At 54.3% G+C, this 23574-nt stretch carries 26 protein-coding genes; 6 read left to right on the top strand and 20 right to left on the bottom strand.

The features are described 5' to 3' along the window. Positions 1–403: aldo/keto reductase (locus tag ACOTXT_RS13420; protein WP_421625324.1), on the bottom strand; the 403-nt coding region annotated here is incomplete at its 3' end. A gap of 421 nt (positions 404–824) precedes the next feature. Here ACOTXT_RS13420 and ACOTXT_RS13415 point away from each other — a divergent pair. After that, entirely contained in the window at positions 825–1268 is a 444-nt protein-coding gene (locus ACOTXT_RS13415; protein ID WP_021242481.1) for a PACE efflux transporter, read from the top strand. A 94-nt stretch (positions 1269–1362) separates the two neighbouring features. After that, positions 1363–1734 carry a VOC family protein gene (locus ACOTXT_RS13410; RefSeq protein ID WP_179367272.1) on the top strand — a complete coding sequence of 124 codons (372 nt, stop codon included), beginning with the start codon at positions 1363–1365 and terminating at the stop codon, positions 1732–1734. Positions 1735–1794: 60 nt separating this feature from the next. On the opposite strand, the gene ACOTXT_RS13405 is transcribed toward ACOTXT_RS13410, so the two are convergent. After that, positions 1795–2568: a DeoR/GlpR family DNA-binding transcription regulator gene (locus ACOTXT_RS13405; protein ID WP_333164209.1), complete on the bottom strand. Its 774-nt coding sequence runs from the start codon at positions 2566–2568 to the stop codon at positions 1795–1797. 86 nt (positions 2569–2654) lie between these two features. Between ACOTXT_RS13405 and ACOTXT_RS13400 the strand changes: the two genes are divergently transcribed. Further along, on the top strand, positions 2655–3239 hold the full coding sequence (locus ACOTXT_RS13400; protein WP_214574302.1) for an NUDIX domain-containing protein: 585 nt from the start codon (positions 2655–2657) through the stop codon (positions 3237–3239). Between the two features lie 286 nt (positions 3240–3525). Further along, a complete protein-coding gene (locus ACOTXT_RS13395; protein ID WP_008503218.1) occupies positions 3526–4218 on the top strand; it encodes a helix-turn-helix transcriptional regulator in 693 nt (230 codons plus the stop codon). A gap of 14 nt (positions 4219–4232) precedes the next feature. Here the strand turns inward: ACOTXT_RS13395 and ACOTXT_RS13390 are convergent, their stop codons facing one another. Further along, positions 4233–4871 carry an acyl-homoserine-lactone synthase gene (locus tag ACOTXT_RS13390; protein ID WP_032674790.1) on the bottom strand — a complete coding sequence of 213 codons (639 nt, stop codon included), beginning with the start codon at positions 4869–4871 and terminating at the stop codon, positions 4233–4235. Positions 4872–5309: 438 nt separating this feature from the next. Here ACOTXT_RS13390 and tam point away from each other — a divergent pair, with 438 nt between their 5' ends. After that, positions 5310–6068 carry a trans-aconitate 2-methyltransferase gene (gene tam, locus ACOTXT_RS13385; protein WP_047748916.1) on the top strand — a complete coding sequence of 253 codons (759 nt, stop codon included), beginning with the start codon at positions 5310–5312 and terminating at the stop codon, positions 6066–6068. Between the two features lie 5 nt (positions 6069–6073). Here the strand turns inward: tam and ACOTXT_RS13380 are convergent, their stop codons facing one another. The 8 genes from ACOTXT_RS13380 to ACOTXT_RS13345 form a co-directional block, all read right to left on the bottom strand. Then, the gene (locus ACOTXT_RS13380) at positions 6074–7264 is read right to left on the bottom strand and encodes a cytochrome c biogenesis protein/redoxin (RefSeq protein ID WP_063418582.1); all 1191 of its coding nucleotides are present in this window, start codon (positions 7262–7264) and stop codon (positions 6074–6076) included. 137 nt (positions 7265–7401) lie between these two features. Continuing rightward, entirely contained in the window at positions 7402–8703 is a 1302-nt protein-coding gene (locus ACOTXT_RS13375; RefSeq protein WP_333164215.1) for an ATP-binding protein, read from the bottom strand. Next, positions 8700–9440, bottom strand: a complete 741-nt coding sequence (locus tag ACOTXT_RS13370; RefSeq protein WP_008503213.1) for a response regulator — start codon at positions 9438–9440, stop codon at positions 8700–8702. The genes ACOTXT_RS13375 and ACOTXT_RS13370 overlap by 4 nt, the downstream gene beginning before the upstream one ends. Positions 9441–9484: 44 nt before the next feature. Then, a complete protein-coding gene (locus tag ACOTXT_RS13365; RefSeq protein ID WP_063435468.1) occupies positions 9485–10480 on the bottom strand; it encodes an alpha/beta fold hydrolase in 996 nt (331 codons plus the stop codon). Between the two features lie 145 nt (positions 10481–10625). Then, the gene (locus tag ACOTXT_RS13360; protein ID WP_333164218.1) at positions 10626–11066 is read right to left on the bottom strand and encodes a GNAT family N-acetyltransferase; all 441 of its coding nucleotides are present in this window, start codon (positions 11064–11066) and stop codon (positions 10626–10628) included. Positions 11067–11078: 12 nt separating this feature from the next. Continuing rightward, positions 11079–11549 (bottom strand): GNAT family N-acetyltransferase, encoded by a 471-nt coding sequence (locus ACOTXT_RS13355; protein ID WP_063418577.1) that lies wholly within the window; start codon positions 11547–11549, stop codon positions 11079–11081. Positions 11550–11560: 11 nt separating this feature from the next. After that, positions 11561–12148, bottom strand: a complete 588-nt coding sequence (locus ACOTXT_RS13350) for a hypothetical protein (protein WP_023292418.1) — start codon at positions 12146–12148, stop codon at positions 11561–11563. Further along, positions 12148–12405: a hypothetical protein gene (locus tag ACOTXT_RS13345; protein WP_333164221.1), complete on the bottom strand. Its 258-nt coding sequence runs from the start codon at positions 12403–12405 to the stop codon at positions 12148–12150. Before ACOTXT_RS13345 ends, ACOTXT_RS13350 begins: the two co-directional genes overlap by 1 nt. Before the next feature lie 172 nt (positions 12406–12577). Between ACOTXT_RS13345 and ACOTXT_RS13340 the strand changes: the two genes are divergently transcribed. After that, the gene (locus ACOTXT_RS13340; protein ID WP_333164224.1) at positions 12578–13126 is read left to right on the top strand and encodes a GNAT family N-acetyltransferase; all 549 of its coding nucleotides are present in this window, start codon (positions 12578–12580) and stop codon (positions 13124–13126) included. Here ACOTXT_RS13340 and ACOTXT_RS13335 read toward each other — a convergent pair. From ACOTXT_RS13335 to sad, 9 genes are all read right to left on the bottom strand, one after another. Then, positions 13114–14028 (bottom strand): bestrophin family protein, encoded by a 915-nt coding sequence (locus ACOTXT_RS13335; RefSeq protein ID WP_008503207.1) that lies wholly within the window; start codon positions 14026–14028, stop codon positions 13114–13116. The genes ACOTXT_RS13340 and ACOTXT_RS13335 overlap by 13 nt on opposite strands. A 201-nt stretch (positions 14029–14229) precedes the next feature. After that, positions 14230–15681, bottom strand: coding sequence for a tagaturonate reductase (locus ACOTXT_RS13330; protein ID WP_333164228.1), 1452 nt, complete (start codon positions 15679–15681; stop codon positions 14230–14232). A 119-nt stretch (positions 15682–15800) separates the two neighbouring features. Then, complete coding sequence (locus ACOTXT_RS13325; protein ID WP_039025068.1) at positions 15801–16328, bottom strand: GNAT family N-acetyltransferase; 528 nt, start codon at positions 16326–16328, stop codon at positions 15801–15803. Between the two features lie 82 nt (positions 16329–16410). Then, positions 16411–17376 carry a sensor domain-containing diguanylate cyclase gene (locus ACOTXT_RS13320; RefSeq protein WP_023344142.1) on the bottom strand — a complete coding sequence of 322 codons (966 nt, stop codon included), beginning with the start codon at positions 17374–17376 and terminating at the stop codon, positions 16411–16413. Between the two features lie 110 nt (positions 17377–17486). Beyond that, positions 17487–18935, bottom strand: coding sequence for a GGDEF domain-containing protein (locus tag ACOTXT_RS13315; RefSeq protein ID WP_333164231.1), 1449 nt, complete (start codon positions 18933–18935; stop codon positions 17487–17489). 113 nt (positions 18936–19048) lie between these two features. Then, a complete protein-coding gene (locus ACOTXT_RS13310; protein WP_021242499.1) occupies positions 19049–19405 on the bottom strand; it encodes a DUF4186 domain-containing protein in 357 nt (118 codons plus the stop codon). Further along, a complete protein-coding gene (gene glsB, locus ACOTXT_RS13305; protein WP_333164234.1) occupies positions 19405–20331 on the bottom strand; it encodes a glutaminase B in 927 nt (308 codons plus the stop codon). The genes ACOTXT_RS13310 and glsB overlap by 1 nt, the downstream gene beginning before the upstream one ends. 62 nt (positions 20332–20393) lie before the next feature. Continuing rightward, complete coding sequence (locus ACOTXT_RS13300) at positions 20394–21983, bottom strand: methyl-accepting chemotaxis protein (RefSeq protein ID WP_333164237.1); 1590 nt, start codon at positions 21981–21983, stop codon at positions 20394–20396. 112 nt (positions 21984–22095) lie between these two features. Next, on the bottom strand, positions 22096–23484 hold the full coding sequence (gene sad / locus ACOTXT_RS13295) for a succinate-semialdehyde dehydrogenase (protein WP_333164240.1): 1389 nt from the start codon (positions 23482–23484) through the stop codon (positions 22096–22098). Positions 23485–23574 lie beyond the last annotated feature (90 nt).

Below are 23574 nucleotides of genomic sequence, written 5' to 3'. Positions count from 1 at the left end.
TAGAGTGGTCAAAGCGGTGAATCTGAAAGAGATCCACATAATCCATACCTAAGCGCATCAGGCTATCGTCAATAGACTGAAAAATGGCCTTGCGGGAAAGAAACCCGGTATTGGGTGAGTTGCGCCATGGAAAGAAGGTCTTTGTCGCCACAACGATCTCGTCGCGTCTGGCCATTTCTCTCAGCGCTTTTCCTGTGATCTCTTCAGAACTTCCGCCCGAGTAGATATTCGCGGTATCAAAAAAATTAATGCCTGCTTCAAGCGCCTGACGGATGAGTGGCCGTGACGCTTTTTCATCCAGGGACCAGGGTTGAGGCAGGCGTTCAGGTTCACCATAGCTCATACAACCGAGGCAAAGACGGGAGACTTGCAAACCGCTACGACCCAGATTCACATACTTCATTCTGTGTTCCTTCTTTTATTGCCAGCAATTCTGTATGCGACAGGTTATTGCACTGGCATGAAGGGTACCAGCATGTGCTATCGAATGGTGCTGTGAGTTTTTCTCAAAAGGTTTGTCATCGACAGTGGATTTTATCGAGAAGGGAGGACACCAACGTACTAATTTGTGTAGCTGCATGAGAGCACCATGGAGAATAGACCAATAAATGCAATTTAACATAATATACATTATGCGCACTAACGTAAGTGGAGGCAAAATCTGCATTTCTGCGGTCATGATTGACCTGGTCCATTGAATCATGTGAAGCCACCTTTTCAGGCATGATTTGTGTCGAGGCCCCGCACGACCCAACGTCTACGTTTACACATGGTTGAAAGACGTTTGATATACTTCAGCCTTTGCCCACTGCTGCCGTAAACTTATGGAAATTGAATTAGATAAAAGCTTTAGAGAAAGGATTTTCCACGCGGTCATTTTTGAAGTCACGGCCAACATTATCATCGCGCTGTCGCTTGCCTGGCTGATGAACGTGTCGGTACTCCAGTCTGGCTCGTTGTCCGTGATATCCGCGCTTACCGCCACGGCCTGGAATTTTGTGTTTAACAAATTCTTTGACGCTCTTCAGAAAAAATACCAGTTTGAAAGAACGTTCCTCGTCCGCGCGCTCCATGCGGCCTGTTTCGAAGCCGGACTTATCATCACGTTAATTCCTGTGGCCATGGTGATGCTGCATTTAACGATGACGGAGGCATTTTTTGTTGAGATTGGTTTGGTACTGTTTTTCCTGCCGTACACGATGCTGTTTAACTGGATTTACGATTACCTTCGCTGGACATTTGTTGGACGGAAACAGTCTGCTATGTAACGAGATATCTGTCACATAGACGCACCTGTGCTCATATTCGACTCCTGCCACCTTCTATACTCTTCATTTCTCTATCGCTTTCAAGGAGTCGATAATGTTTGATCATGTGAAATTTGGCGTCAGCGATTATGAAAAAAGTAAAACCTTCTTCCTCGAGGCGCTTCGTCCGCTTGGTGTTGAACTCGTCGATGAAGGCGCGCCGGATTATGGTGTTGAGATGAGCTCTGGCGACGTTTCGCTTTGCCTTTTCCAGACAAATGACAAACCGGCGCCTCTGCATCTGGCGTTTGTGGCCAAGACCCGTCAGCAGGTAGATGATTTTTACCATGCCGCGCTGGGCGCTGGCGGACGTGATAACGGTGAGCCGGGGCTACGTTCCTATGGTGAAAATTACTATGCCGCTTTTGTCATCTCGCCTGATGGTCATAACATCGAAGCCGTATGCCATACGCCGCAAAGTCGGTAGCCCAAATATTTCGCTTGAGAACATTTTAGACGCTAAATCCTGACAGCCAGTCGCTGGCTGTCAGAGGCTGTCACGATCTGAGGTCAGCACGACGGATACCCCCTTTTCCGATACCGCGCGGATCCACTCCTTATCTGTACCGTCTTCAACGATGATGGTATTCACTGATGATACATCGCCAATCACAAACGACGACGCGGTGTTGATCTTTTCCGAAGACGCCAGAACGACCGTTTCCGCGGCTCTGCCGGAAAATGCACGTTTGATGCATGCCTCTTCGAAATCGCCGGTTGTCAGCCCCGCATCCGGATGAATACCAGTCACGCCCATAAAGAACAGATCTGCATGAATATTCTCTATGCCTTCGATGGCCGCCGCGCCGACCGCAACAATCGAGTGTTTATACAACCGTCCGCCGATCAAAATCACCTCAATGGCAGGATGATCAACAAGCCCCAGAGCAATACTCGGGCTGTGCGTCACCACGGTGATGCGCAAGTCAGGCGGGAAAAAGGTAATCAGCTCCGAGGTTGTCGTGCCACCGTCGATAATCACCACCTGGCCTGATGAAATCAGCTGGGCCCCTTTCCGGGCCACCCTTTTTTTTGCATCCATCTTCACGGATTGCCGTTCGGCAAACGGAGCAATTGCGGAAGATGACGGTAGTGCGCCGCCGTGAACACGCTGCAAACGCCCTTCTGCCGCCAGCTCGCGGAGATCGCGCCGGATAGTGTCTTCAGAGACGTCGAAAAGAATGCTCAGCGCTTTTGACTGGACCTGACCTTCGGCACTCAGCTTTTGAAGGATCAATTGTTTTCGCTGACGAGTGAGCATCCTGTTTTCCTGATGTTGCATGTTTAACCTTGAAAGTGCATGATGTTGCTGTTTATGAGTATTACTCTACGTAAGGAGGAACAATCGTGCAATCAAAACGTGCAGATGTGCGCATCATTAACAGTGAAACCCTGTCAGATAACTGGTACATCCTTAAAAAATACACCTTCGACCTGCAGCGCCGTGATGGCGAATGGCAGCGGCAACAGCGGGAAGTCTATGACCGTGGCAACGGCGCGACGATTCTTCTCTACAACCGTGAGAAAAAGACGGTCATCCTGACGCGCCAGTTCCGCTTCCCTGTTTTTATCAACGGCCATGAGGACGATTTAATTGAAGCGGCGGCGGGATTGCTGGACAACATGGATCCTGAAAGCCGCATCAAAGCAGAAGCGGAAGAAGAGACCGGATTCCACGTTACGCGCGTAGAGAAAATCTTTGAAGCCTATATGAGCCCGGGCTCTGTCACGGAAAAACTCTATTTTTATCTTGCCGAGTATCAGCCGAAAGACAGAACCGGCGCCGGCGGCGGGATCAAGGCTGAGGGAGAAGATATCGACGTGCTGGAAATGACGCTTGAAGAGGCATTACGCCGCATTGAAACCGGCAGGATTGTCGACGGTAAAACCATCATGCTGCTTTATCATATTGCCCTGAAAGGCATTATGTAACCCACTGGTTTAAATCCTGATTTCAATTTGTATGAACCTGAGGGAAAAGGGTAAAACCTCCTAAATTTTGCAGCCTACTATATTTAGTGAACGATTTCGAAATTCGATAAAAACATCAACAATTCCCTAAGTCATCTGCATTTACCATTCAAAAATCCCAAACGTTCACGAGGCTGCCAGTTGAGGCAGCCTGTCTTATCTGTTGACTGGATTAAAATGCGACTCGCTACAGATAACGAAGCATATTATACTTGCTCCTCCACTCGTACAGGAGGCAGCAACTCACGTGAAGGATACATATTACAACGACTTAACGATCAATACGCAAATTCAGAGTGAGCTGGACGCGTTTTTTGAGGACTTCAAAGGGATCGTCTTCGCCTACGCCATTATGAACAAGAAAGATCCCTCACAGATGAGGATAATCAATAACAGTCCAGAGTGGTTTACTATCTACCTTGAAAAAAAATATCAGTTCATTGACCCTGTTATCATTCGGGCTTTGCGCTGTGTGGAAGATTTTTTCTGGGAAAGTGATGTTGTCCTGTCAGATGGTTATAACCTGACGCGTATTTTCGACGAAAGTGTCCAGTATGATATTTATCAGGGACAGACGTTTCCTCTGCATGACTATTTGAATAACCTTGTTGTCTTATCCGTCATCAGTCCTAAGCATTCTGGGATTGACATTGAAAAATATCGGCCGCATTTTCTACGCTTCCTTGTTCAGTTACACCAGAAGACACTCAATCTGTATAGTCAGCATCAGCAGAAAAAGAATGTTTTCCTGTCGCCACGTGAGCGCCAAATCCTTAAATGGGTCAGCGCCGGAAAAACGTACGCAGAAATTTCTGTTATATTGTCTATTGCTGAGCGCACCGTTAAATTCCATATGGGCAACATCATGAAAAAGCTCGGCGTGAATAATGCAAGGCACGCAATAAAACTTGGAACGGAACTCCGGTTACTGGAGGACTGAGCCTCAGCCACTGGTTATAAATGGCGTAAGTGCTCGAGCATTTCGCGAAGCCAGTGACTGGATTTGTCTTTGCTAATAATGTCTTCAATAATGCTGGTGCTGGCGGGCATATAAATATAGTAAATAACCTCGCCTTTTTCAGAAACACCACGCTGAATAACTTCAACTTTCCAGTTCGCATGGCGAAATATGGCATACATTCCACGACTGGCTACAGCATACATTCCATGATATTTGTTCTTCATGCAATAAATATTCATTGCAAGAAACAATGCTTTACTGGCGGGCACGCCATGCAGACTTGCGGAATCTCGTATTTCTTTATCTAAAAATAAACGGCTCACTTCACAACAAGGGACATCTGCGGGAAAAATAATGGGGTTGTCGAAATAATTATGAAAAATTTCGCTTATCATTGTGGGTTGCGTTGCGTTAATAAATCGTGCGCCGCATAACAGCTGTCCATCATACATACCCAGTAAATATGTCGTGTTATGGGAATCAAATTGATCCTTCTCCATACCTTCGACGCATTCCACTTTCCAGTCGAGTCGGTCCCGAAACGTTTTTCTCCGGAGTCGGTAAAGTTCGCGCGCTAATGCTGGGGGTAAATCATCGTAGTCGTGTAAAAAAAATTCAATGACAGAATTCATGCTCTTGTTCCTGATAATAACACCTGAAACTATTATCACCTGTCTTTTAGGACAGCTTTCATTGTGCCGCATATTCCCTATACTTAAAAAGTACCTGACCACGAAGTTCTCGCAAAACTAAGCGGCCAGGAGGTCAAAGACCTACGAAACACCAGGGATATACCCATCGATGATTATCTAATATTTAAAGTTTCGGGTACAGAGCATAAGAAGCACTTTGCCGATAAAATATTAAAAAACAATAATCATAAAATAATTACAATAAATGTATTGCCCCTTAATCTTTTAAGGGGTAATATTTCCGTTTTATTATTTTTTGCACCTCTCCTCATTTTCTGACTCTGCTGGCTTCATCTGGCCAAACACCCTCGCCAATACCGCTTTGCAGGCATCTGCCTGTGCTATTCTTGCAGAAACATGCAAAACGGAGAATTGATAATGGCCGACTGGAACCCTTCTCTTTACCTGCAATTTGGCGCAGAAAGAACGCGTCCGGCCGCAGAACTGCTCGCCAGAGTTCCTCTGGATGAGGCCGCTACCATCGCGGATTTGGGCTGCGGACCGGGAAACAGCACCGCGCTGTTGAAGCATCGTTGGCCTTCTGCTCACATCACCGGGGTCGATAACTCCCCTGCCATGCTCGAGGAAGCACGCGCCGCCTTACCCGATTGCCATTTTGTAGAGGCCGATATTCGTCAGTACACGCCCGGCCAGCCGCTGAGCCTGATTTATGCCAACGCGTCGCTGCAATGGATTCCGGACCATTACGATCTCCTGCCGCATCTAGTCTCCCTGCTTAAGCTAAATGGCGTGCTGGCGATCCAGATGCCTGATAACTGGCTGGAACCCACCCATGTGGCGATGCGTGAAGTGGCGCTGGAGCAAGACTACCCAGATCGTGGCCGCGAACCGCTGCCGGGCGTACACGCTTATTACGATATTCTGTCGGAAGCTGGCTGTGACGTGGATATCTGGCGGACAACCTATTATCACAAAATGAGCTCTCATCAGGCGATTATTGACTGGGTAAGCGCCACCGGCCTGCGCCCCTGGCTTCAGGAACTGAACGAGAGCGAGCAGAAACGGTTCCTGAAACGCTACCATGAACTGCTGGAAGAGCAGTATCCGCTCCAGGAAAACGGGCAGATACTGCTGGCTTTTCCAAGGTTGTTTATCGTGGCTCAACGCCAGCCCTGATCCGATTATGAGCGGGCTTCTTTGAGCAGCTGCTGGATAACCTTTTCCTGTTGCTCATAGTCACCTTCGCCAAAGGCGGTATAGCGCAGCTGCCCTTTGGCATCAAAATAGTAATGTGCTGGCCAGTACTGGTTGCCGAACGCATTCCAGATTTGATAGTTGTTATCCGTCACCACCCGATACGGCAGTTGCCATTTCTTCACCGCATTTTTAACCGACGACAGCGGTTTCTCCCAGGGATATTCCGGGGTGTGAACGCCAATCACCACCAGACCTTGCGGCTGGTACTTTGTGGCCCACTCCCGCACATGGGGGAGCGTATGCTGGCAATTAATGCAGTCCCACGTCCAGAAATCAATCAGTACAACCTTTCCCCGTAACGATTCAGACGTGACAGGGTCACCGTTTATCCACCCTGTTCCACCGCTTAGCGAAGGCAGCTGGCTGCTGGGCTCTGTCATGACTACCGGCTGGAGCTTCACCGGCGCGGTGGCAGGTTTCGCCAGATTCAAGAGCGCCGTCTCAAGACGGTCCGCGACGCCGTTTGCCCCTTTCAGTAGCGAAGTCATCCCCGTCGCGTTCAGGACGACTGCGGCTAACATCGCCACCCCCGCACCCTGACGCAACTTCGCCATTAGCGCCGATTTTGCTCTCAGTGGTGCCATCAGCGAGCGTCCGCCGAACACGAGTAGACCCAGCATCAGCGCGCATCCGCTGCCATAGGCGGCAAGCAGTGCGCCTGTGGCGATGGCCGAATGCCCCGCAATATTAATGCTGAAAATCGCGCCCAGAATAGGCCCGGCGCAGGGAGACCAGAGCAGCCCAACCGCTAGCCCGGCCAGAAAAGCCGATGCCATTCCGCGCGTTTGCCCGCTACGGCTGTTGAGAACATTTCCCGCGCTGACGGCCGGTCCCGCAATACGCTGGGCGAAAGACGGGAAAATCAAGGCCAGCGCGGCGGTGGCCAGAATGACGAGCGCGATCCAGCGCCCGACAATGGTTGCCTCTGTTATCCACTCGCTGGCGACGGTGACGACCATTGCCACCAGAGTGAACATCACGATCATCCCCGCAAGCAGGGCCAGAATATGCCGACGCTGCCCCTGGAAACCGGCGAACAGGAGTGGAATAACCGGGAGCGTACATGGGCTGAGCAGGCTTATCATCCCGCCCAGAAAAGCGATTACCAGAAACATAGTGACCTCACATGACATGTCCTGCGACACTGCAGTGAGGCTATTTCATCGTGCGGATGTGTTCAGGGTATGTGTAAACGCGTGGGTTTTGTCTGGCTCTGTATCGCCCAGGCCGGGAGATACAAAGCCGTACAATTCTACGAACGACGCGGTAGCGTAATGGCGACATCCAGTCCGCCCCCGGCGCGGTTCGCCAGCCTGAGTTTTCCTTCCAGCTGTGCGGTCAGCTGCGCGGCAATCGCCAAGCCGAGTCCTGTCCCGCCGGTATCGCGGTTACGCGAGGTTTCAACCCGATAAAACGGCTGCAGAACCGCCTCCAGCTCGGCTTCGGGTATTCCCGGTCCGTCGTCCATAATGTGAATAATGACCTCGCTGTCCGACGAAACGTCTATCGCAATCGCAGCACGCTCGCCGAATTTGAGGGCGTTATCCAGCAGGTTGGTCATCACCCGGCGAAGCGCCTGCGGCCGCGTGACGATGGGCAAGCGGGTTTCGCTTGCCTGAAAGTGCACGTTTTTACCGATGTCCTGATAATCGCAGGCGATGCTGTTGATCCAGGCGTTCAGCTCCAGCTTCAGTGACGTCTCCTCCAGTGATTCCGATGACCGGGCATACGCAATGCCCTCCCGTACCAGACGAGACATATTATCAAGGTCGTTCAGGAGCTTGTCGCGAAGTTCAGGCTCTCCGGCCATTTCGACGCGCAGCTTCATGCGGGTAATGGGCGTCTGGAGATCGTGAGAAATCGAGGCCAGGATCTGCGCGCGTTCCCGGAGATAAGACTGTATGCGCGCCTGCATGACGTTGAAGGCATGCGCTGCCCGCTGCACCTCAAGCGGCCCTTTTTCCGTCATAGGCGTGCTGGCCGCCGGATCCAGCGCATCCACCGCGCGGGTAAAGTGTGAAAAAGGCCGTACCACCTGCCGCACGGCGATCCAGGCGCAGACGGCCAGCACGAGCAGCTGCAGGATGAGGACGACCGGGAGCCAGCTGGCGACGGGCGGCATGCGTGGGATCAGGTCAATGGTCAGCGGTGCGCCATCACGTAACGTAAGGTGGGCCTGAATATGTGAAATGGCGCCAGGAACGGCGGTAAAGCGAAGCGGGTAATGCGCGGCCAGCGTCGCTTTTAAGGTTCTGATGGCGTCCTGCGAACGCTTATCCGTCGGCGCTTCGCCGGGTTCCCCTGTGCCCAGGATATAACGATAGTTACCTCGTTCAAGCCGCGGCAGCCAGGCGGCGCGTTCGCTGGCCGGTAAGCGGTCTAAAATGGCGACGCTGGTTGCGACATCGTTTTCCAGATTACCGAGCATCACCGTGCGGGCGCTGTGCATGCGTTCAACCATGACCAGCGTCAGGCTCAGCGCGTTAGCCAGCAGCAGACCGGCCAGCACGACGAGCAGCAAACGGGCCAGCAGCGAGCGCGGCCAGATCGTCATTCGTTAACCTCTTTGATGGTCACCGGCATCGTAAAGACGTAGCCTTCGCTGCGCACGGTTTTGATATAGGCGGGCGTGCGGGCATCTTCATTGAGACGCTGGCGAACCCGGCTAACCAGCAGGTCGATTGAGCGTTCAAACAGCTCGGCGTCTCGCCCCTGCGTCAGGTTGAGCAATTGGTCTCGGGTCAGCACGCGCTGCGGATGGTCAAGGAAAACGCGCAGCAGACGATACTCCGCTCCGCTGAGCGCGACGATCACCCCTTCCGGGTCGATTAAGTGGCGAGCGACGGTATCGAGCTGCCATTCACCGAACATCACCAGCCGCCCTGCTTCCGTTACCTGTAAATTGGGCGGCATTGTGCGAAAACGCCGTAAAATCGCTTTAATGCGCGCCAGCAGTTCACGCGCGACAAACGGCTTCACGACGTAATCATCCGCCCCCATCTCCAGCCCCAGGATTCTGTCCGTCTCCTCGTTGCGCGCGGTCAGCATCAGAATGGGCAAATCTTTATACTTCCCGACGCGCAGCTCTCGACACAGCGTAAGGCCGTCGTCACCGGGCATCATGATATCCAGCACCACCAGGTCGATATGCTGTTTATCCAGCACGGCACGCATCTCTTTGCCGTTCGCCGCGCCGGAGGCGCGATAACCGGACTTAACGAGATAGTCGACAATCAGTTCACGAATATCCCTGTCGTCATCGACGACAAGGATGTGGTCAATATGTTCCACCGAACTCTCCAGACCGAAGGGTAACGTACTGAAAATAGCACATTTCACAGCTTATCCGCGTCGATAACCGCCTTAACGAAATCCTGCGGATCTTCCTGAGGCGGATTGTGCCCCACGGTTGCGCCGAAGGTGCGGTGCTCATATTTGCCGGTAAATTTAGCTGCATAGGCCTGCGGTGCCGGATGCGGCGCGCCGTTGTTGCCGCCTTCGATGGTGATCGTTGGTACGGTGATATTCGGCAGCGTGGCCAGTTTTTGCTCGTAGCGGTCGTATTTGCGCTCGCCTTTTTCCAGCCCTAAACGCCAACGATAGTTACTGAGCGTCACCGCGACGTGGTCCGGGTTATCGAGGGATTTGGCGCTGGCGTTAAAGACCGCGTCGCTGAATTTCCAGTCAGGCGAGGCCTGCGACCAGATTAAGCGTGCAAAGTCATGCGTGTTTTTGGCATAGCCTTCAGCACCGCGCTCGGTGGCGAAATAGAACTGATACCACCACTGCTGCTCTGCTTTTGGCGGCAGCGGCTGTTTGCCAATCTGCTGGCTGCTGATGAGATACCCGCTCACCGACACCAGTGATTTTACGCGCTCTGGCCACAGCGCCGCGACGATATCCGCCGTCCGGGCGCCCCAGTCATAGCCTGCAAATACCGCCTGCCTGATATTCAGGGCATCCATCAGATTAACGATGTCTTTCGCCATCGCCGAGGGCTGGCCGTTGCGCGGTGTGTTTGCTGACAGGAAGCGCGTGGTACCGTAGCCGCGCAGAGACGGCACAATGACCCGGTACCCTTTTGCCGCCAGTACGGGTGCAACCTCGGCATAGCTGTGAATATCGTAGGGCCAGCCGTGCAATAAAATAACCGGCTGACCGTCTTTCGGGCCAATGTCGACATAACCGACGTTCAGATCGCCAGCGTTAATTTGCTGGGGATGATCAAAGGCGGCCGCGAAATTCGTGCCGGTGGCTTCCGCCTGACAGGACATCACGGTGCCAAGCGAAACGGTCAGTGCGAGGGTTGAGTAAGCAAGTTTGCTGAACAAGTTGGTATCTCCGGTTGAGTACAATTCACGGGGATATCACAACACCTCAATGTATAGCGGATATGTGCGAAAGCGGGTTTATTGCAAGCCTGTGTATGTATCCGGGACGCTGATACAGTGTGATACAAACACAGGCCTTGAAGTCTTAGAGGGAGAGACGGTAGCGGACGTAGTCGTCAGCTTCACCATATTTGTCATAAAGTTTACGCGCCGGGTTGTTCTCCCGGGTGACCCAGTACAGTTTCGACCACCCTTCGCGCTTGCCTTCCTCAATCAGAGCGTCAATGAGCGCCTTACCGGCCCCCGTCCCGCGTTCGGCAGCATCAACAAACAGATCTTCCAGGTAGCAGATGGGCGCGGTTGACCAGGTGCCTTCGTGCAGAATACACATTGCGAAACCGATGATCTTTTCGTCCTTCTCCACGACCCGGCAGAACATCGATGAATGCGCTGAGAGCGCCCTTTCCCACGTCGCTGCGGTGACGGATTCCTCAAGGTAGCAATCATAAAAATGGGTATAGCCGTCCCACAGCGGTCGCCATTGGGAATAGTCGTCTTTGCATAGAGATCGTACCGTAACAGCCATGTTTTCCTCACATTACAGAGTAATCGCCATTTCAAAACAGCGTAAATCAGCCCCCGCCATACGCGAGTGATGATAGTTTTCGCGCAGCGTCACAAACCCCAGCTTCTGATAAAACGACTGGGCGTTAGGCGTTGCATCAAGCGTCAGGCGGGTTATCCCCCGGCTACGGGCCTCATGTTTGAGGACCTCGATAATCCGGGTCGCCATGCCTTTGCCGGAGGCTGCGGGCAAGGTGAAAATCGCCTCCAGGCAATGGGTATCCAGATCGAGGTAGCCGGTTGCCGCAACATCGCCCTTTTCATCTTCAACCACGTAAAAAGGGTATTCAATGACCATTTGCCGATAGCGTTCGGGCATCAGATCGGGCGTCCAGCGCGCAATGACCTCAGCGTCGTAACTGGTTGTACAGCCGTGACGAATCGCCTGATTGCGTATATTCCAGAGTGTTTCGGCTTCCTGTGGCGTGGCTTTTCGTAATGTCATAACCTCCCCCTTTAACGGCTTTTTAGCCGCATTTCCCGTGCCAATCTGGCAAGACGCTGAGTACGACAATAGAGCGTAAACAGAACAAAGCCGCTGCCGTTCATCACCACCCGACAAAGTAACAGCGCGAAAGATGCAATGACGTGTGGCCAGAGGCTTCCATCATGAGAAAGCATGACATGTAGAACCTGAACGAGGGTCGTTATCAGCAGGATGATGAACAACGCCATAAAGCCCGACAATCCCGACGTCTTTCCACGAGCCAGGAGTACGCTTGTCACAATGAGCGCGCCTGTCATCGTCAATGATGGTAAGAAAAAGCTCAATGCATGATGTAAAGGTGACAAACCCTGCAACGTGCTGAGAAAAGGCAAAAGGTTTAGCGCAAACGCCACTAAAAACAAAGGTAACAGCATAGCTACCGGGTAAGGATTTTGACGCGGAAGCTCGCTGAGGGGGCGCGAAAAATACCGTTCCAGCTCGGGAGTGGAATTATCCAGAAGGCGGGTATCACGACGAGCAATAGCCTCCTCTATATCTTTACCATGTTGCAGGAGATCCTGGAAAACCCGTCCGGTTAACAAACTCAAAAACTTCATCAGAATACCGCCAGTGACTGAATGGTACCGATAATGTTTTTACCACTTTGGCCATTAGGATGACGCTGACCAGAGCGAACCAGGTAGCGTTGAGTACCATCAGAATAAATGACACCGGCCTGAGCAAATTCGCGATTACAGTCCATGGCGGAACCCAGTGCTTTGAAATCGAAATCTGCAGCCCCTAAACCTGCCATTCGCGCATAATCATAACCGGGGAGATTGGTCTCAGGATTCATTCCAGGCAAACCATACATTATTCCTTATGTGGGTAGGTAAGTTAGCCCAACTAATCTGATGGTAGTCGAACGCTCAGCAGAGCAAAATTTTGGTAGTAAATACGTTACAACGCAACTAAACAGAACGTCATATAGATGAAAATACCAGAACGCAAACAAAAGCATAACGCCTAAAAAGGGAGATCCGCGGATGACCATACCGACGCTCATGACAGAACGCTTACTGCTGAAACCGCTGGTTGCCGAAGATGCCGCCCAGATACAAACGCTGTATCCGCGCTGGGAGATCGTCCGTTATATGGTCTCTTCCGTCCCCTGGCCCTACCCGGATAACGGCGCGGAAAACTATGTCAACAACGTGGCGCTGCCGGATATGGCAAAAGGGATTGCCTGGTTCTGGAGCATCCGGCGACGTGAGGAGCCGGATGAATTGATGGGCATTATTTGCCTGTACGACGTCGAGGATAACAACCGCGGGTTCTGGCTCGCGCCGGAGTTTCAGGGGCACGGATATATGCGCGAAGCCAGCATTGCCGCGACGGATTACTGGTTCAACACGCTAAACAAATCCGTTTTGCGGGCCCCGAAGGCCGCCGCCAACAGCCGCTCCCGTCGTATTTCGGACAGTAGCGGCATGCGGCTTATCAGAACGGAGAAGAAAGCCTACGTCAGCGGGATGCTGGACTCCGAGCTGTGGGAGATTAACCGCGACGAGTGGAACGCCCGTCAGGTCAGCTGATAGTGCTTATCCGGCATCAGCCTGTCCGGAATGTTCTCTTCATCATTCATCTGCAGCAGATCGCGTTCCATCATGTTGCAGATGGCGTCCAGCGGCAGGTCGTTATCTTCTGTGCCAAACGGGTCTTCCAGCTCTTCCGCCAGGGTGTCCAGCGAAATAAAGGTATAAGAAATCAGCGCAGAGACAAAGGGCGTCATGTAGTGCAGGTCCACAACCAGCGCGAACGGCAGCATGATGCAGAACAGATATACCGTGCGGTGCAAAATCAGCGTGTAGGCAAACGGCACCGGCGTGGTCGCAATGCGCTCGCAGCCGGAAAGGACGATAGACATGTCGTTCAGACGGTTGTTCAGGCTATGGAACAGAATGTCTGAGAGTTGCCCGTTTCGCCGCCGCACGGCCAGCCACTCCCCCATGATCAGCAAAATACGGTTCGCCGGTGAGTTGGCGTCCATGACATTACGTAAATCCTCCGCAGCAAGATAACGAGAGAGCTGCTCAGCATTCAGTTCCCGGCGCAGGGTCATGCGCAGACAGTTGGCGAAAGCAATCTGCAGACGGACAAATTCGCCGAGGTGCTTATCGTCGGGTAAGGTGTTTTTTACCTCGCGAAACAGCGAGCGTGCCGCTATCATCAACTGCCCCCAGAGCAGCCTCGCCTCAACGTAGCGGGAATAACAGGCGTTGTTTCTGAAACCCAGAAAGATAGCGATCGCCACGCCGAGAATGCTGAATGGCGCCACGGTAAATTTGATACCGAGCGAGGTATACCACGGTAACATCAGGATAACGGCGATAGAGAGCAGGAAGTTGAGCAGCAATCGGGTATAGATCTTGGGAAGTACCGAACCGTGCCAGACAAAAATCAGTTGTAGCCAGTGCTGTTTAGGACGAACGATCATAGTGAGTTTCAGGCAAGAAAAGAGCGAGGCTATTAAACGTGATCCCCGTCACCGTTGCAAGCTTGTTAACGGGACATTGCATTTTCTCCCCTGATTAGCGAAATTCGCACGGTGCTGCATGTGCTTTTTTAAAAATAAAGCACATAGTATGTTGTAACTAAATGGGGCCTATTCAAACCCGGCCGAAGCCGGGTGAATGCATTAGCAAAGCGGTTTAACCGCGGCGCGCATGCCCTTAAGCAGAATGGCATCCAAATCCAGCGTCACCTGGTCGACAAGACCGCTTACCTGCGTCAAGTCCTGCTCCCAGTGGTCGCGTGCGCTGAGCACCGACTGCACCAGTTCACGGGTGCTAAGCTGCCGATCGCGGTGCTGCGCCCACAGCTGCTGATAACGTTCCAGCCAGCGTGCATCATCCTGCACCGGATAGCTCTCCCCGTTACGCTCCGCGCGATAAAACGCGATCAATGCGGCCAGAGCAAACGTCAGGCGAGCCGGTAATTGCCCCGTTGCCTTCTGCCCTGCCAGCAGCTGCGGCAGAATGCGGGTGCGGTATTTGGTCATACCGTTAAGCGCGATGGAGAGCAGCTGGTGTCTGATGTAGGGATTACGAAAACGTCCTGTCACCGCACTGGCGAACGATTCCAGCTCGTTACGCGGCAAATCGAGGACCGGAATGATCTCCTGATAAATCGCTTTTTCGACGAACGCGCAGATCTCCGCATCATTCATCGCCTCGCCTACCGTATCCAGCCCGGCCTGGAAGGCGACCGGCACCAGCGCCGTGTGCGCGCCGTTCAGAATGGCGACCTTGCGTTCTTTGTAGGGCCTGATGTCATCGACAATCAGCACGTTTAACGGGTACTTATCCAGACGAAGTTCGTGCGCAAGAGATGCCGGTCCCTGAATCACAAACAGATAAAAATGTTCGGCCGTGTCGAGGAACCCATCGTGATAACCCAGTTCAGCCTCCAGTGCGGCCGCTTCATCGCGGGGATAGCCTGTCACGATACGGTCAACCAGCGTCGAGCAGAAGCTGTTGGCGTCGTTGAGCCACTGCATAAAGGCGGCAGGCAGCGCCCACTCCTGCGCATAGCGTAAGACGAGTTCACGCAGTGCGTCACCGTTGTAGTCAATCAGCTCGCAGGGAATGATGATCCAGCCCTTGTCAGCCGCACCGTTGAAGTGGCTAAAGCGCTCAAACAGCAGACGCGTCAGCTTCGCCGGATAGCTCACCGCAGGGGCATCGTCGACGCTGTCACCCGCGTGGTAGCTGATACCCGCTTCGGTGGTGTTCGAGAAGACAAACCGCATATCGGGATTGTGAGCCAGTTTCAGAAATGCGCCATAGTCGTCATAGACGCTGATTTCCCGGTTAACGGAGCGGATCAGCCGGGCCTCGCTCACCGCCTCGCCCTGCTCATTCAGGCCACGAACGATCGTGGTGTACAACCCATCCTGAGTGCTTAACGACGGCGGGAAGTCGCTCTGAATCGGGCGAACGATTACCACGCCAGCGTCAAGATCGGTATGTTCGTTTAACAGGTCAATTTGCCAGTCGACAAACGCACGCAGGAAATTGCCTTCACCAAACTGAATGATGCGTTCTGGATAGTGCGCACCGGGAAAATCACGACGGTTGAGCGTGTTCACAAGGGGGGTTCCTTTTATGATTAGTCATACAGCTTGATAAGATTGGTACGATAACTTATCAAAACTTAACGACCAGAAACCCTGTTTTGATCAATCCGCGGTGCGGTTGTGCAAAATAATTATAAGAACTTATAAAACACAGAGGTGGCGGTAATGGCGCCGTCAGGCATCAGCGCGTAGCGCGGGATCTCACCAACCTTTTGCCAGCCGGCACGCAGGTAGAAAGTTTCGGCCCCGCTGCCGGTGGAGGTATCGAGCACCAGCACAGAAATGTCTCTGGCCCGGGCCTCAGCCTCCAGCGCTTCCATCAGCGCCATTGCGGCCCCTTTTCGACGCGCTTTTTCATGCACCAGCAGCTTCGCCACATCCGCCCGGTGCGGCTGGTTTTCCGGCTGGTCTGCGATCAGCTGCACCGTTCCAATGACCCCGTCCTGCGCATCGACGCAGGCAAACACCAGCCGCTCGCCTCGCGCGACGCTTTCGGCAATACCGCGCCAGAAAGTACGGGCCTTGTCGAGGCTAAAAGGGAGCATAAAGCTGACGGATGCCCCGCCGTTTACGCAGTTTTCGAGGATCCCGGCCAGCGCATCAAGATGGATGAGGATCTCTTCCCGGGTGAGGGTTTTGATTTGCAGTGAGGTATTCATTGTTTTTCCTTACGTTGAATACGCTCACTTTGGGTTTAACAACTTATTAACGCAAGCGGTTCGGACATAGGCTTTTATTATGTCACCGGGCGCGCTGGCGCTGCTGCTTCATGGCATACATCTTTTCATCGGCATCTTTTAACCACTGCTGCAGGTCGTTGCCGTTATGATCGAATTCACTGAGCCCCCATGAGAAGTGTAGCGACCACGGGTGAAGCTTGCGGGCGTTATAGCTTTCCACCTGCTCGGCGAGATACTGCATGGCTATCCAGGCGCCCTGCTCGTCGGTATCCGCGAACAGCACCGCGAACTCATCCCCGCCAAAACGCACCAGCATATCGGCCTCACGGAAAGCGCTGCGCATCAGCTGCGCCATAACTTTAAGCGCCTTATCGCCCTCTTCATGCCCGTAGCGATCGTTAATCTCCTTAAAGCGATCCAAATCCAGCCAGCCGAGCGTCAGCGGCTCCGCCCGGCGTCGGGCAACCGAAAGCGTAAACCGCACCAGCTGATTAAAGCCCCGGCGGTTGAATAAGCCGGTTAACTCATCCGTGGTCGCCGCGCTGATGGCGGCAAACTCATCTTCTGCCAGCGCGCCCAGGTCTCCCAGCACGGCAAGATCGGCCGCCGAGAACTCACGGGGGGCGTAATCAATCAGACACAGCGAGCCCACGCTGGCGCCGTCACGCAGGCGCAGCGGGAAGCCCGCATAAAAACGCACACGAGGTTCACCCGCCACCAGCGGATTATCCGCAAAACGATCGTCCTGCAGCATATCCCCTACCACCAGCGGTGCTTCGGTGAGGATCGTATGGCCACAAAACGAGATATTACGCGGAACGGTGTCAGGCGCCTTGCCATCGGCCGACTTCACGATCAGCGAGTGCTCATCAATGAGGTTGACCATTGCCAGCGGCACCTGGAAGAAGCGCTTCGCCAGACGCGTAAGCCGGTCAAACGCCGGGGAATTGTCGATCTCAAGCAGACCTGATTCGCGCAGCGAGTTCAGTCTGTCTGTTTCATTTTCAGGGGTTGCAGGTGCTTTCATAATGTCTCCTGACGTAAAGCGTTACTAAAAGCGTAGCTTAAACAGTGACATTGTCAGTGTTCTGACAGTCTGTTAAGCCACTTGCTATTCACGTCAATGCCTTATGACGATTAACGCAGCTCTGTTTCATGCCCGGTGGCGGCAGTAATATGCTCGTCCGCGACCCGGGCGCTGGTACGATTTCGACCCGCTTTTTTTGAACGATAGAGGTAATCGTCCGCTTCGGTCATGAGTTTGTTGAAGACCTCGGTCAACTGCCATGCCTCCGCCTTCCCGCTTCCAAGGCCAATACTGACCGTCAGAGAGAGCGTTTGCTGACGCCATGTAAAAGGATGGTTAGCGACGGTAGTTCTGATACGTTCCGCCAGTTCATAACCGTGTCGAGCGTCGCCAGAGTTGACCACCACCGCGAACTCTTCCCCGCCCATACGCGCGACCATCCCGTCTTCACCGACCACCTGCTGAACCTGCCGGGCGAATGACGCCAGCACGCGGTCGCCACACTCGTGGCCGTAGTTATCGTTGATGCTTTTGAAGTAATCGATATCCAGCAGCATAACGGTCAGGAAACGCGAATGGCGGTGCGTCTCTTCGTGTTTTAACGCCTCATAAAGCCCGGAACGCGAATAAACCTGCGTTAAAAAGTCATAATCCGCCCGCAGGGAAACCTGACGGATCAGGGAATTAATGGCTGCCATGCTGACGGAGACCAGCACCGGACAGATCGCCATCGTGGCAATACCCAGCCGGGCAGAAAACATCATTGGGGTGGTCAGCGGTGTCGCCACGGCAATATTAATCACCGAGTTGGCGACCAGAATAATTTCAATGGCGCCCGTGACAAACGTCAGCAAGCAGGTCACAGGCAATGGGTAGCGTACCGCACACCAGATAAGCGCAGGCAGTGGAAAAGAGAGGCTCCCCGCGCCGCCAATCACGACTGACGCGACCACCGAGACGATCAGCGCAATAACCGGTAATAGCTGCTCCAGACGTAACCTGAATTCGCGCACGGGCATGCCTATCGTGAGCATACACGGCACAACAAGCACGCCGGTTGAGAACTGCTCGCTAAACCAGTCGGCAAAGAGCGGCCAGAAGGTGTGGCTGTCAATCCCGACCGACCCTACCGCGCCGAGCAGTGCGCACAGCAGCGCAGCAATCAGGCAGTAGTTGAACAGGCGTAATGCGTTAAGCGGATCCGGGGTTTTCTTCATCAGCCGCCTGTCACGCTGGATCAGCACGGCGACCACGACGATAAAGACCATGTTAGACAGGTTGATCACCACGGAGGCTATCCCCCAGTTGGTCGTCACCGCGTCGTACATCAGCATGGCGACATAGGATACCGCGTAGTAATGCAGGCGATTCAGAAAAACATAGCGGGCAAAGATCCCTGCCATCACGCCGTTGAGGGGCCAGAACAGCGACAAGGCCTCCACGAGACGTAATTCCGCCCCCACAAAATAGAACAAAGTGGTGAGGATAAAGATCGTCGATGCATTTCGCAGCGGCGTGTCAGGCTGGAACGGCCTGAAAGCGGTAAGAGCAGAACGCATTAAATTTCATTCCATATGAAAGCTTATGGCAGTTATTGCGGTCGTCAGCACGATCGGCGCTCACTTAGGATGAATCTATAACACAAATATAACGGGATCATAACTCGTCAAATTTAGGCGTTCATCTGGAGCACCAGCCAGTGGTGAATCACGCTGACGATATACTGCTGCTGCTGCGCGGTGAGCTGAACACCGTGAGGAATATTATGCCATTTCGCCAGACAGCCCCGACAACAGGTGGCGGTGGCATGCTGGGCGATAAATACCGGGTGACCGCGCATGGGCGTCTGTTTGCCGTCATTCGCGGGTTGTGCAGGGGCAAGGCGCTTTTCGACAAAATCAGCGGCATGCTGATCAATGGTATCGGGGCCTTTGTCCCAGCAATACTGCCGTTCCTTATCGCCTAAGCGGAAGCGCGAGCGAAACGTCGATCGCGCCAGACGGGAAAAAAGGGGATCCAGGTCAGACATCAGTAAACGGAACGTCCCATACGCTGGGTCAGTTTCTCCAGAACCGCGACACCGGCAAGCGAATTTCCGGTTTCATCCAGCTCCGGGCTCCAGACCGCAATCGCCATTTCATGCGGTACAATCGCCACCACTCCGCCGCCCACGCCCGACTTGGCCGGGAGACCAACGCGCCAGGCAAACTCGCCGGCGTTTTGATACATCCCGCTGGTTGCCATCAGCGCGTTGACCTGGCGCGCCTGCAGAGGAGAAACCACCTCCTGGTCGAGGTGCGGCGCATGCCCCTGATGCGCAAGGAACAGGAACGTCTGAGCCAGCTCAACGCAGCTCATTTTCAGGGCGCAGTAGTGGAAATAGTTTTGCAGGACGGTCGCCACGTCGTTATTGAAGTTGCCGAAGGATTTCATCAGCCACGCGATGGCCGCGTTACGGGCAGAGTGTTCGAACTCCGAGCGGGCCACCACCGGATCGTAGGCAATGTCGTCAACCCCCGAGAGCTGGCGTACTATCTCCAGCATTCGCTGACGCGGCGCGCTGAGGCGGCTCTGCAACATATCGCAGACCACCAGCGCCCCGGCGTTGATAAAGGGATTTCGCGGTTTACCCTGCTCGATTTCAAGCTGAAGCAGCGAATTAAAAGGCTGGCCGGACGGATCTTTACCCACGCGCTGCCAGATTTCGTCTTCTTCATACTGGCGCATCGCCGCAACCAGACTGAGCACTTTCGAAATGGACTGAATGGAAAAACGTTCTGTTGCATCCCCTGCCTGGAATCGCTGTCCGTCGATGGTGCTGATAGCAATACCCAGCTTATTCCCGCTGACCGAGGCAAGGGCCGGAATATAGTCGGCAACCTTCCCCTTTCCAATTAACGGACGAACCTGCGCCAGAATCTCGTCCAACATCTCATTATGGATGACCGCAGCCACACTTTGCTCCTTGCCCTCAGGCTAAAACGGGCTGCGAGTATAACAGAGGCTTATGTATTGCGTCAGGCGCTAAGACGAAAACGCGAAACGGCCTGCAATAAAAGATCGGATTGCTTTTGCAGCCGCTCAGAGGCCTCCGAGGCGTCAGAGACCAGCAGGTCCGTCTGACGGGAGACCTGGTTCAGCGACTGAAGCTGACGCGTCATCAGGTGAATACGCTCTCCCTGACTGAGCGTGGCGGTGGAGATCTCATTCAGCAAACTGCTCAAATTGCCCACCAGACCGGTGACCTGCTGCAAATTCTCTTCCATCAGGGTGACGGCACGGGAACCGTCTTCGATACCCTGCAGTGAACGGTTGATCAGCTCCTGAATGGTCTGCGTCGAGTGGCTGCTCTTTCTGGCCAGCAGTCCAACCTCGCGGGCGACGACGGCAAACCCGCGCCCCTGATTTCCGGCATGGGCGGCCTCAATGGCGGCATTCAGCGCCAGGATGTTCGTCTGAAACGCCACGCTGTCGATCATCGCCACGATCCCGCGCATCTCAGACGATCGGTCGACGATCGCCTGCATAGACGCGTTTACGGTCGACATCATCTGGTCGCCGCCCACGGCTGCCTGGCGTGCTTCATCGGCCCGGGAGCTGGCGAGTCTGGCATAGCCGGTATTCCCTTCCACGTGGCTTTCCAGCGCCGCAATATGCGCCGTCACATCCTCAAGCTCTTTCGCCTGACGTGCCGACTGCTGATACAGCTTCTGGTTACCCTGCGCCAGAGAATCAATGTTCTCCACCATGGTAGCCGTGGCGTGGCTGACCTGCGTCACCAGCTGCTGCAGGCCGTGCTGCATCGTGGCAATGCTGTCGCTAAGCTGCCCTATCTCCCGGTTGAAGCGCATGACGTTCGGCGGCGTGCCGGAGAGATCCCCTGCTGCCAGCCGGTTGATATGCGCGATGAGCCGACGCAGCGGCGTAATCACCCATCGGGACATACCGAACCAGACGACAGCGGCAATGGCGACTAACAGCAACGGGGCAAACAGGAATAACGTTTGCAGGTCAGAGAGCTGCGCCATGAGGCTCTGACGCCCCTGCATGGCCTGCTTCTCGCTTGCCTGCTGGTAGCGCGCATAGTTGTCGTTAAAATCAGTCTGAAAAGCCTGCGCCGGGACGGCAAAAAAAGCGTCGATGGTATTGGTTTTGACCAGACCTTCCGCCTGCTCTTTGATCGCGCCGTAGAAGAGCTGATAGCTGTTCACCAGGGCGTCGTCTTTCGGTGGATTCAGCGCCAGCCAGGCCTTCCACGCCTGCTGAGACACCGTCAGCGCCTTTTGCGCGTCATCCATCAGGCTGTGCCAGCTTCCGTCGGATCCGGTCTCTTTATCCTGCATAAACCACACCCCGGAGCGGTTAAGGAGATCGCTTGCCGCCAGCAGAGAGACGCGGGCCAGATCCAGCTTGCTCTGCTGCTGCCACGCCAGCAGGTTTTGCTGCTCGTTGCGCTGGGCTTCGTTCAGGGAGGCGTTAAGCAGGAATGACGAGGAGAGCTGCAGCGCGGAGAAAAGGCCAATAATGCAAAAGATCCCTGTCAGCAGGCCAAAGTGACGGGGAGTGAGACGCTGCGCAATACGGCGAAAAATTTGCGTTAGGTTCATAATTAGCTTCATTTACAAGGCGTTAGACGCGAGCGAGTCTACGAAATGAAAATGACAGAACCATTGCAGATTAATGACAACGGCCCTCGCGATGAGGGCCGACATCGCGGGATTACACGCGATCCTTCCACACCGTCTGCACGTTGCAGAACTCGTGCAACCCAAAGTGGGAAAGTTCGCGGCCAAAGCCACTTTTCTTCACGCCGCCAAAGGCCACGCGCGCATCGCTGGCGCTAAAGCCGTTGATAAACACCCCGCCGCACTCCAGCTCGCGGGAGAAGGTCTCTGCCAGCGCATCACTGGCGGTAAAGACCGTGGCAGACAGGCCAAAATCGCTGTCGTTGGCAAGCATCAGGGCATGCTCCGCGTCTTTCGCGATAGTAATGGCCGCGACCGGACCAAACAGCTCCTGCCGGAAGGCCGTCATCGCCGGGGTGACGTTCGCCAGCACGGTTGGGGCGTAATAATTCCCCTCACCGCTGATTTTCTCACCGCCCAGCAGCAGCGTTGCACCTTCCGCCAGCGTCGCCTGCACCTGCTGATGGAGTTCATCGCGCAGGTCAAAACGCGCCATCGGGCCAATATAGTTTTCTTCCTGGTCCGGCGCGCCCAGCTTCAGCGCAGCAACCGCGTCGACAAAGCGCTGGGTAAAGGTCTTCGCAATACCCTCTTCCACAATGAAGCGTTTGGCCGCCGCGCACACCTGCCCGGTATTCTGGTAGCGGCCTGCTACCGCCGCCTTCACGGCAAGATCCAGGTCGGCATCGTTGAGGACGATGAACGGGTCAGAGCCGCCCAGCTCGAGAACACATTTTTTCAGCGCGGCCCCCGCCTGAGCACCAATGGCAGCCCCGGCACGCACGCTGCCGGTGACGGTCACCGCCGCAATACGACGATCGTTAATCGCCTGGCTGACGCCGTCATTGGTGGCGTTTACCCAGCCGAACACGCCTTCAGGGAAACCGGCATCCGCAAAGATCTGCGCGATAAGCTCCGCCGAGCCGAGGACGTTGGGCGCGTGTTTGAGCAGATAGCTGTTACCTGCCAGCAGAATCGGCACCGCGCCGCGCAGCACCTGCCAGAGCGGGAAGTTCCACGGCATGACCGCGAGGATCGGCCCCAGCGGACGGTATTCAATGACCGCATTCTCGTTTTCGACCAGCGTCGGTTCCGCGTGCAGCATCGCCGGGCCGTGCTCGGCGTACCAGTCGCACAGGCCGGCGGATTTTGCCACTTCTGCCCGCGCCTGCTGAATAGGTTTGCCCATTTCTCGGGAGATCGTCTGCGCCATCTCTTCAGCGCGATGACGCAGCGCGGCGCCAAGATCGCGCAGCTTTTGCGCCCGGTGGGAGACGCTTTCGCGACGCCACTGGCGATAGCCCGCGTCGGACTGAGAAATCGCGCGTTCAACCTGTTCCGGCGTCGCCCACGGATACGCGGCGAGGGTTTCACCCGTGGCCGGGTTGACAGAGAAGGCATGTGTTGCAGAGGAATAAGTCATGGTGTTCTCCACGTTTTTCGGTTGATTCATTGTGGCCCACTCTGCTATTTCTTAAAAATGAATAATACTAACCACCTTATTCACGAAACG

Origin of the sequence: Enterobacter cloacae complex sp. IR5422, from assembly GCF_049238165.1 — a bacterium.
GTDB classification, from domain to species: Bacteria; Pseudomonadota; Gammaproteobacteria; order Enterobacterales; family Enterobacteriaceae; genus Enterobacter; species Enterobacter roggenkampii.
Note: the sequence above shows the minus strand (reverse complement) of the source record. Positions and strands in the feature narration are given on the sequence as shown.

What these genes read in the sequence shown, in the direction of transcription:
- ACOTXT_RS13380 (WP_063418582.1), bottom strand. Translation starts at nt 7,264, where the DNA reads ATGTTTCTGGTAATCGCTTTTCTGGGCGGGATGATAAGCCTGCTCAGC.
- ACOTXT_RS13300 (WP_333164237.1), bottom strand. Translation starts at nt 21,983, where the DNA reads ATGAACCTAACGCAAATTTTTCGCCGTATTGCGCAGCGTCTCACTCCC.
- ACOTXT_RS13405 (WP_333164209.1), bottom strand. Translation starts at nt 2,568, where the DNA reads ATGCTCACTCGTCAGCGAAAACAATTGATCCTTCAAAAGCTGAGTGCC.
- ACOTXT_RS13355 (WP_063418577.1), bottom strand. Translation starts at nt 11,549, where the DNA reads ATGACATTACGAAAAGCCACGCCACAGGAAGCCGAAACACTCTGGAAT.
- ACOTXT_RS13335 (WP_008503207.1), bottom strand. Translation starts at nt 14,028, where the DNA reads ATGATCGTTCGTCCTAAACAGCACTGGCTACAACTGATTTTTGTCTGG.
- ACOTXT_RS13390 (WP_032674790.1), bottom strand. Translation starts at nt 4,871, where the DNA reads ATGAATTCTGTCATTGAATTTTTTTTACACGACTACGATGATTTACCC.
- ACOTXT_RS13375 (WP_333164215.1), bottom strand. Translation starts at nt 8,703, where the DNA reads ATGACGATCTGGCCGCGCTCGCTGCTGGCCCGTTTGCTGCTCGTCGTG.
- tam (WP_047748916.1), top strand. Translation starts at nt 5,310, where the DNA reads ATGGCCGACTGGAACCCTTCTCTTTACCTGCAATTTGGCGCAGAAAGA.
- ACOTXT_RS13315 (WP_333164231.1), bottom strand. Translation starts at nt 18,935, where the DNA reads ATGCGTTCTGCTCTTACCGCTTTCAGGCCGTTCCAGCCTGACACGCCG.
- ACOTXT_RS13310 (WP_021242499.1), bottom strand. Translation starts at nt 19,405, where the DNA reads ATGTCTGACCTGGATCCCCTTTTTTCCCGTCTGGCGCGATCGACGTTT.
- ACOTXT_RS13415 (WP_021242481.1), top strand. Translation starts at nt 825, where the DNA reads ATGGAAATTGAATTAGATAAAAGCTTTAGAGAAAGGATTTTCCACGCG.
- sad (WP_333164240.1), bottom strand. Translation starts at nt 23,484, where the DNA reads ATGACTTATTCCTCTGCAACACATGCCTTCTCTGTCAACCCGGCCACG.
- ACOTXT_RS13360 (WP_333164218.1), bottom strand. Translation starts at nt 11,066, where the DNA reads ATGGCTGTTACGGTACGATCTCTATGCAAAGACGACTATTCCCAATGG.
- ACOTXT_RS13320 (WP_023344142.1), bottom strand. Translation starts at nt 17,376, where the DNA reads ATGAAAGCACCTGCAACCCCTGAAAATGAAACAGACAGACTGAACTCG.
- ACOTXT_RS13345 (WP_333164221.1), bottom strand. Translation starts at nt 12,405, where the DNA reads ATGTATGGTTTGCCTGGAATGAATCCTGAGACCAATCTCCCCGGTTAT.
- ACOTXT_RS13325 (WP_039025068.1), bottom strand. Translation starts at nt 16,328, where the DNA reads ATGAATACCTCACTGCAAATCAAAACCCTCACCCGGGAAGAGATCCTC.
- ACOTXT_RS13410 (WP_179367272.1), top strand. Translation starts at nt 1,363, where the DNA reads ATGTTTGATCATGTGAAATTTGGCGTCAGCGATTATGAAAAAAGTAAA.
- ACOTXT_RS13340 (WP_333164224.1), top strand. Translation starts at nt 12,578, where the DNA reads ATGACCATACCGACGCTCATGACAGAACGCTTACTGCTGAAACCGCTG.
- ACOTXT_RS13350 (WP_023292418.1), bottom strand. Translation starts at nt 12,148, where the DNA reads ATGAAGTTTTTGAGTTTGTTAACCGGACGGGTTTTCCAGGATCTCCTG.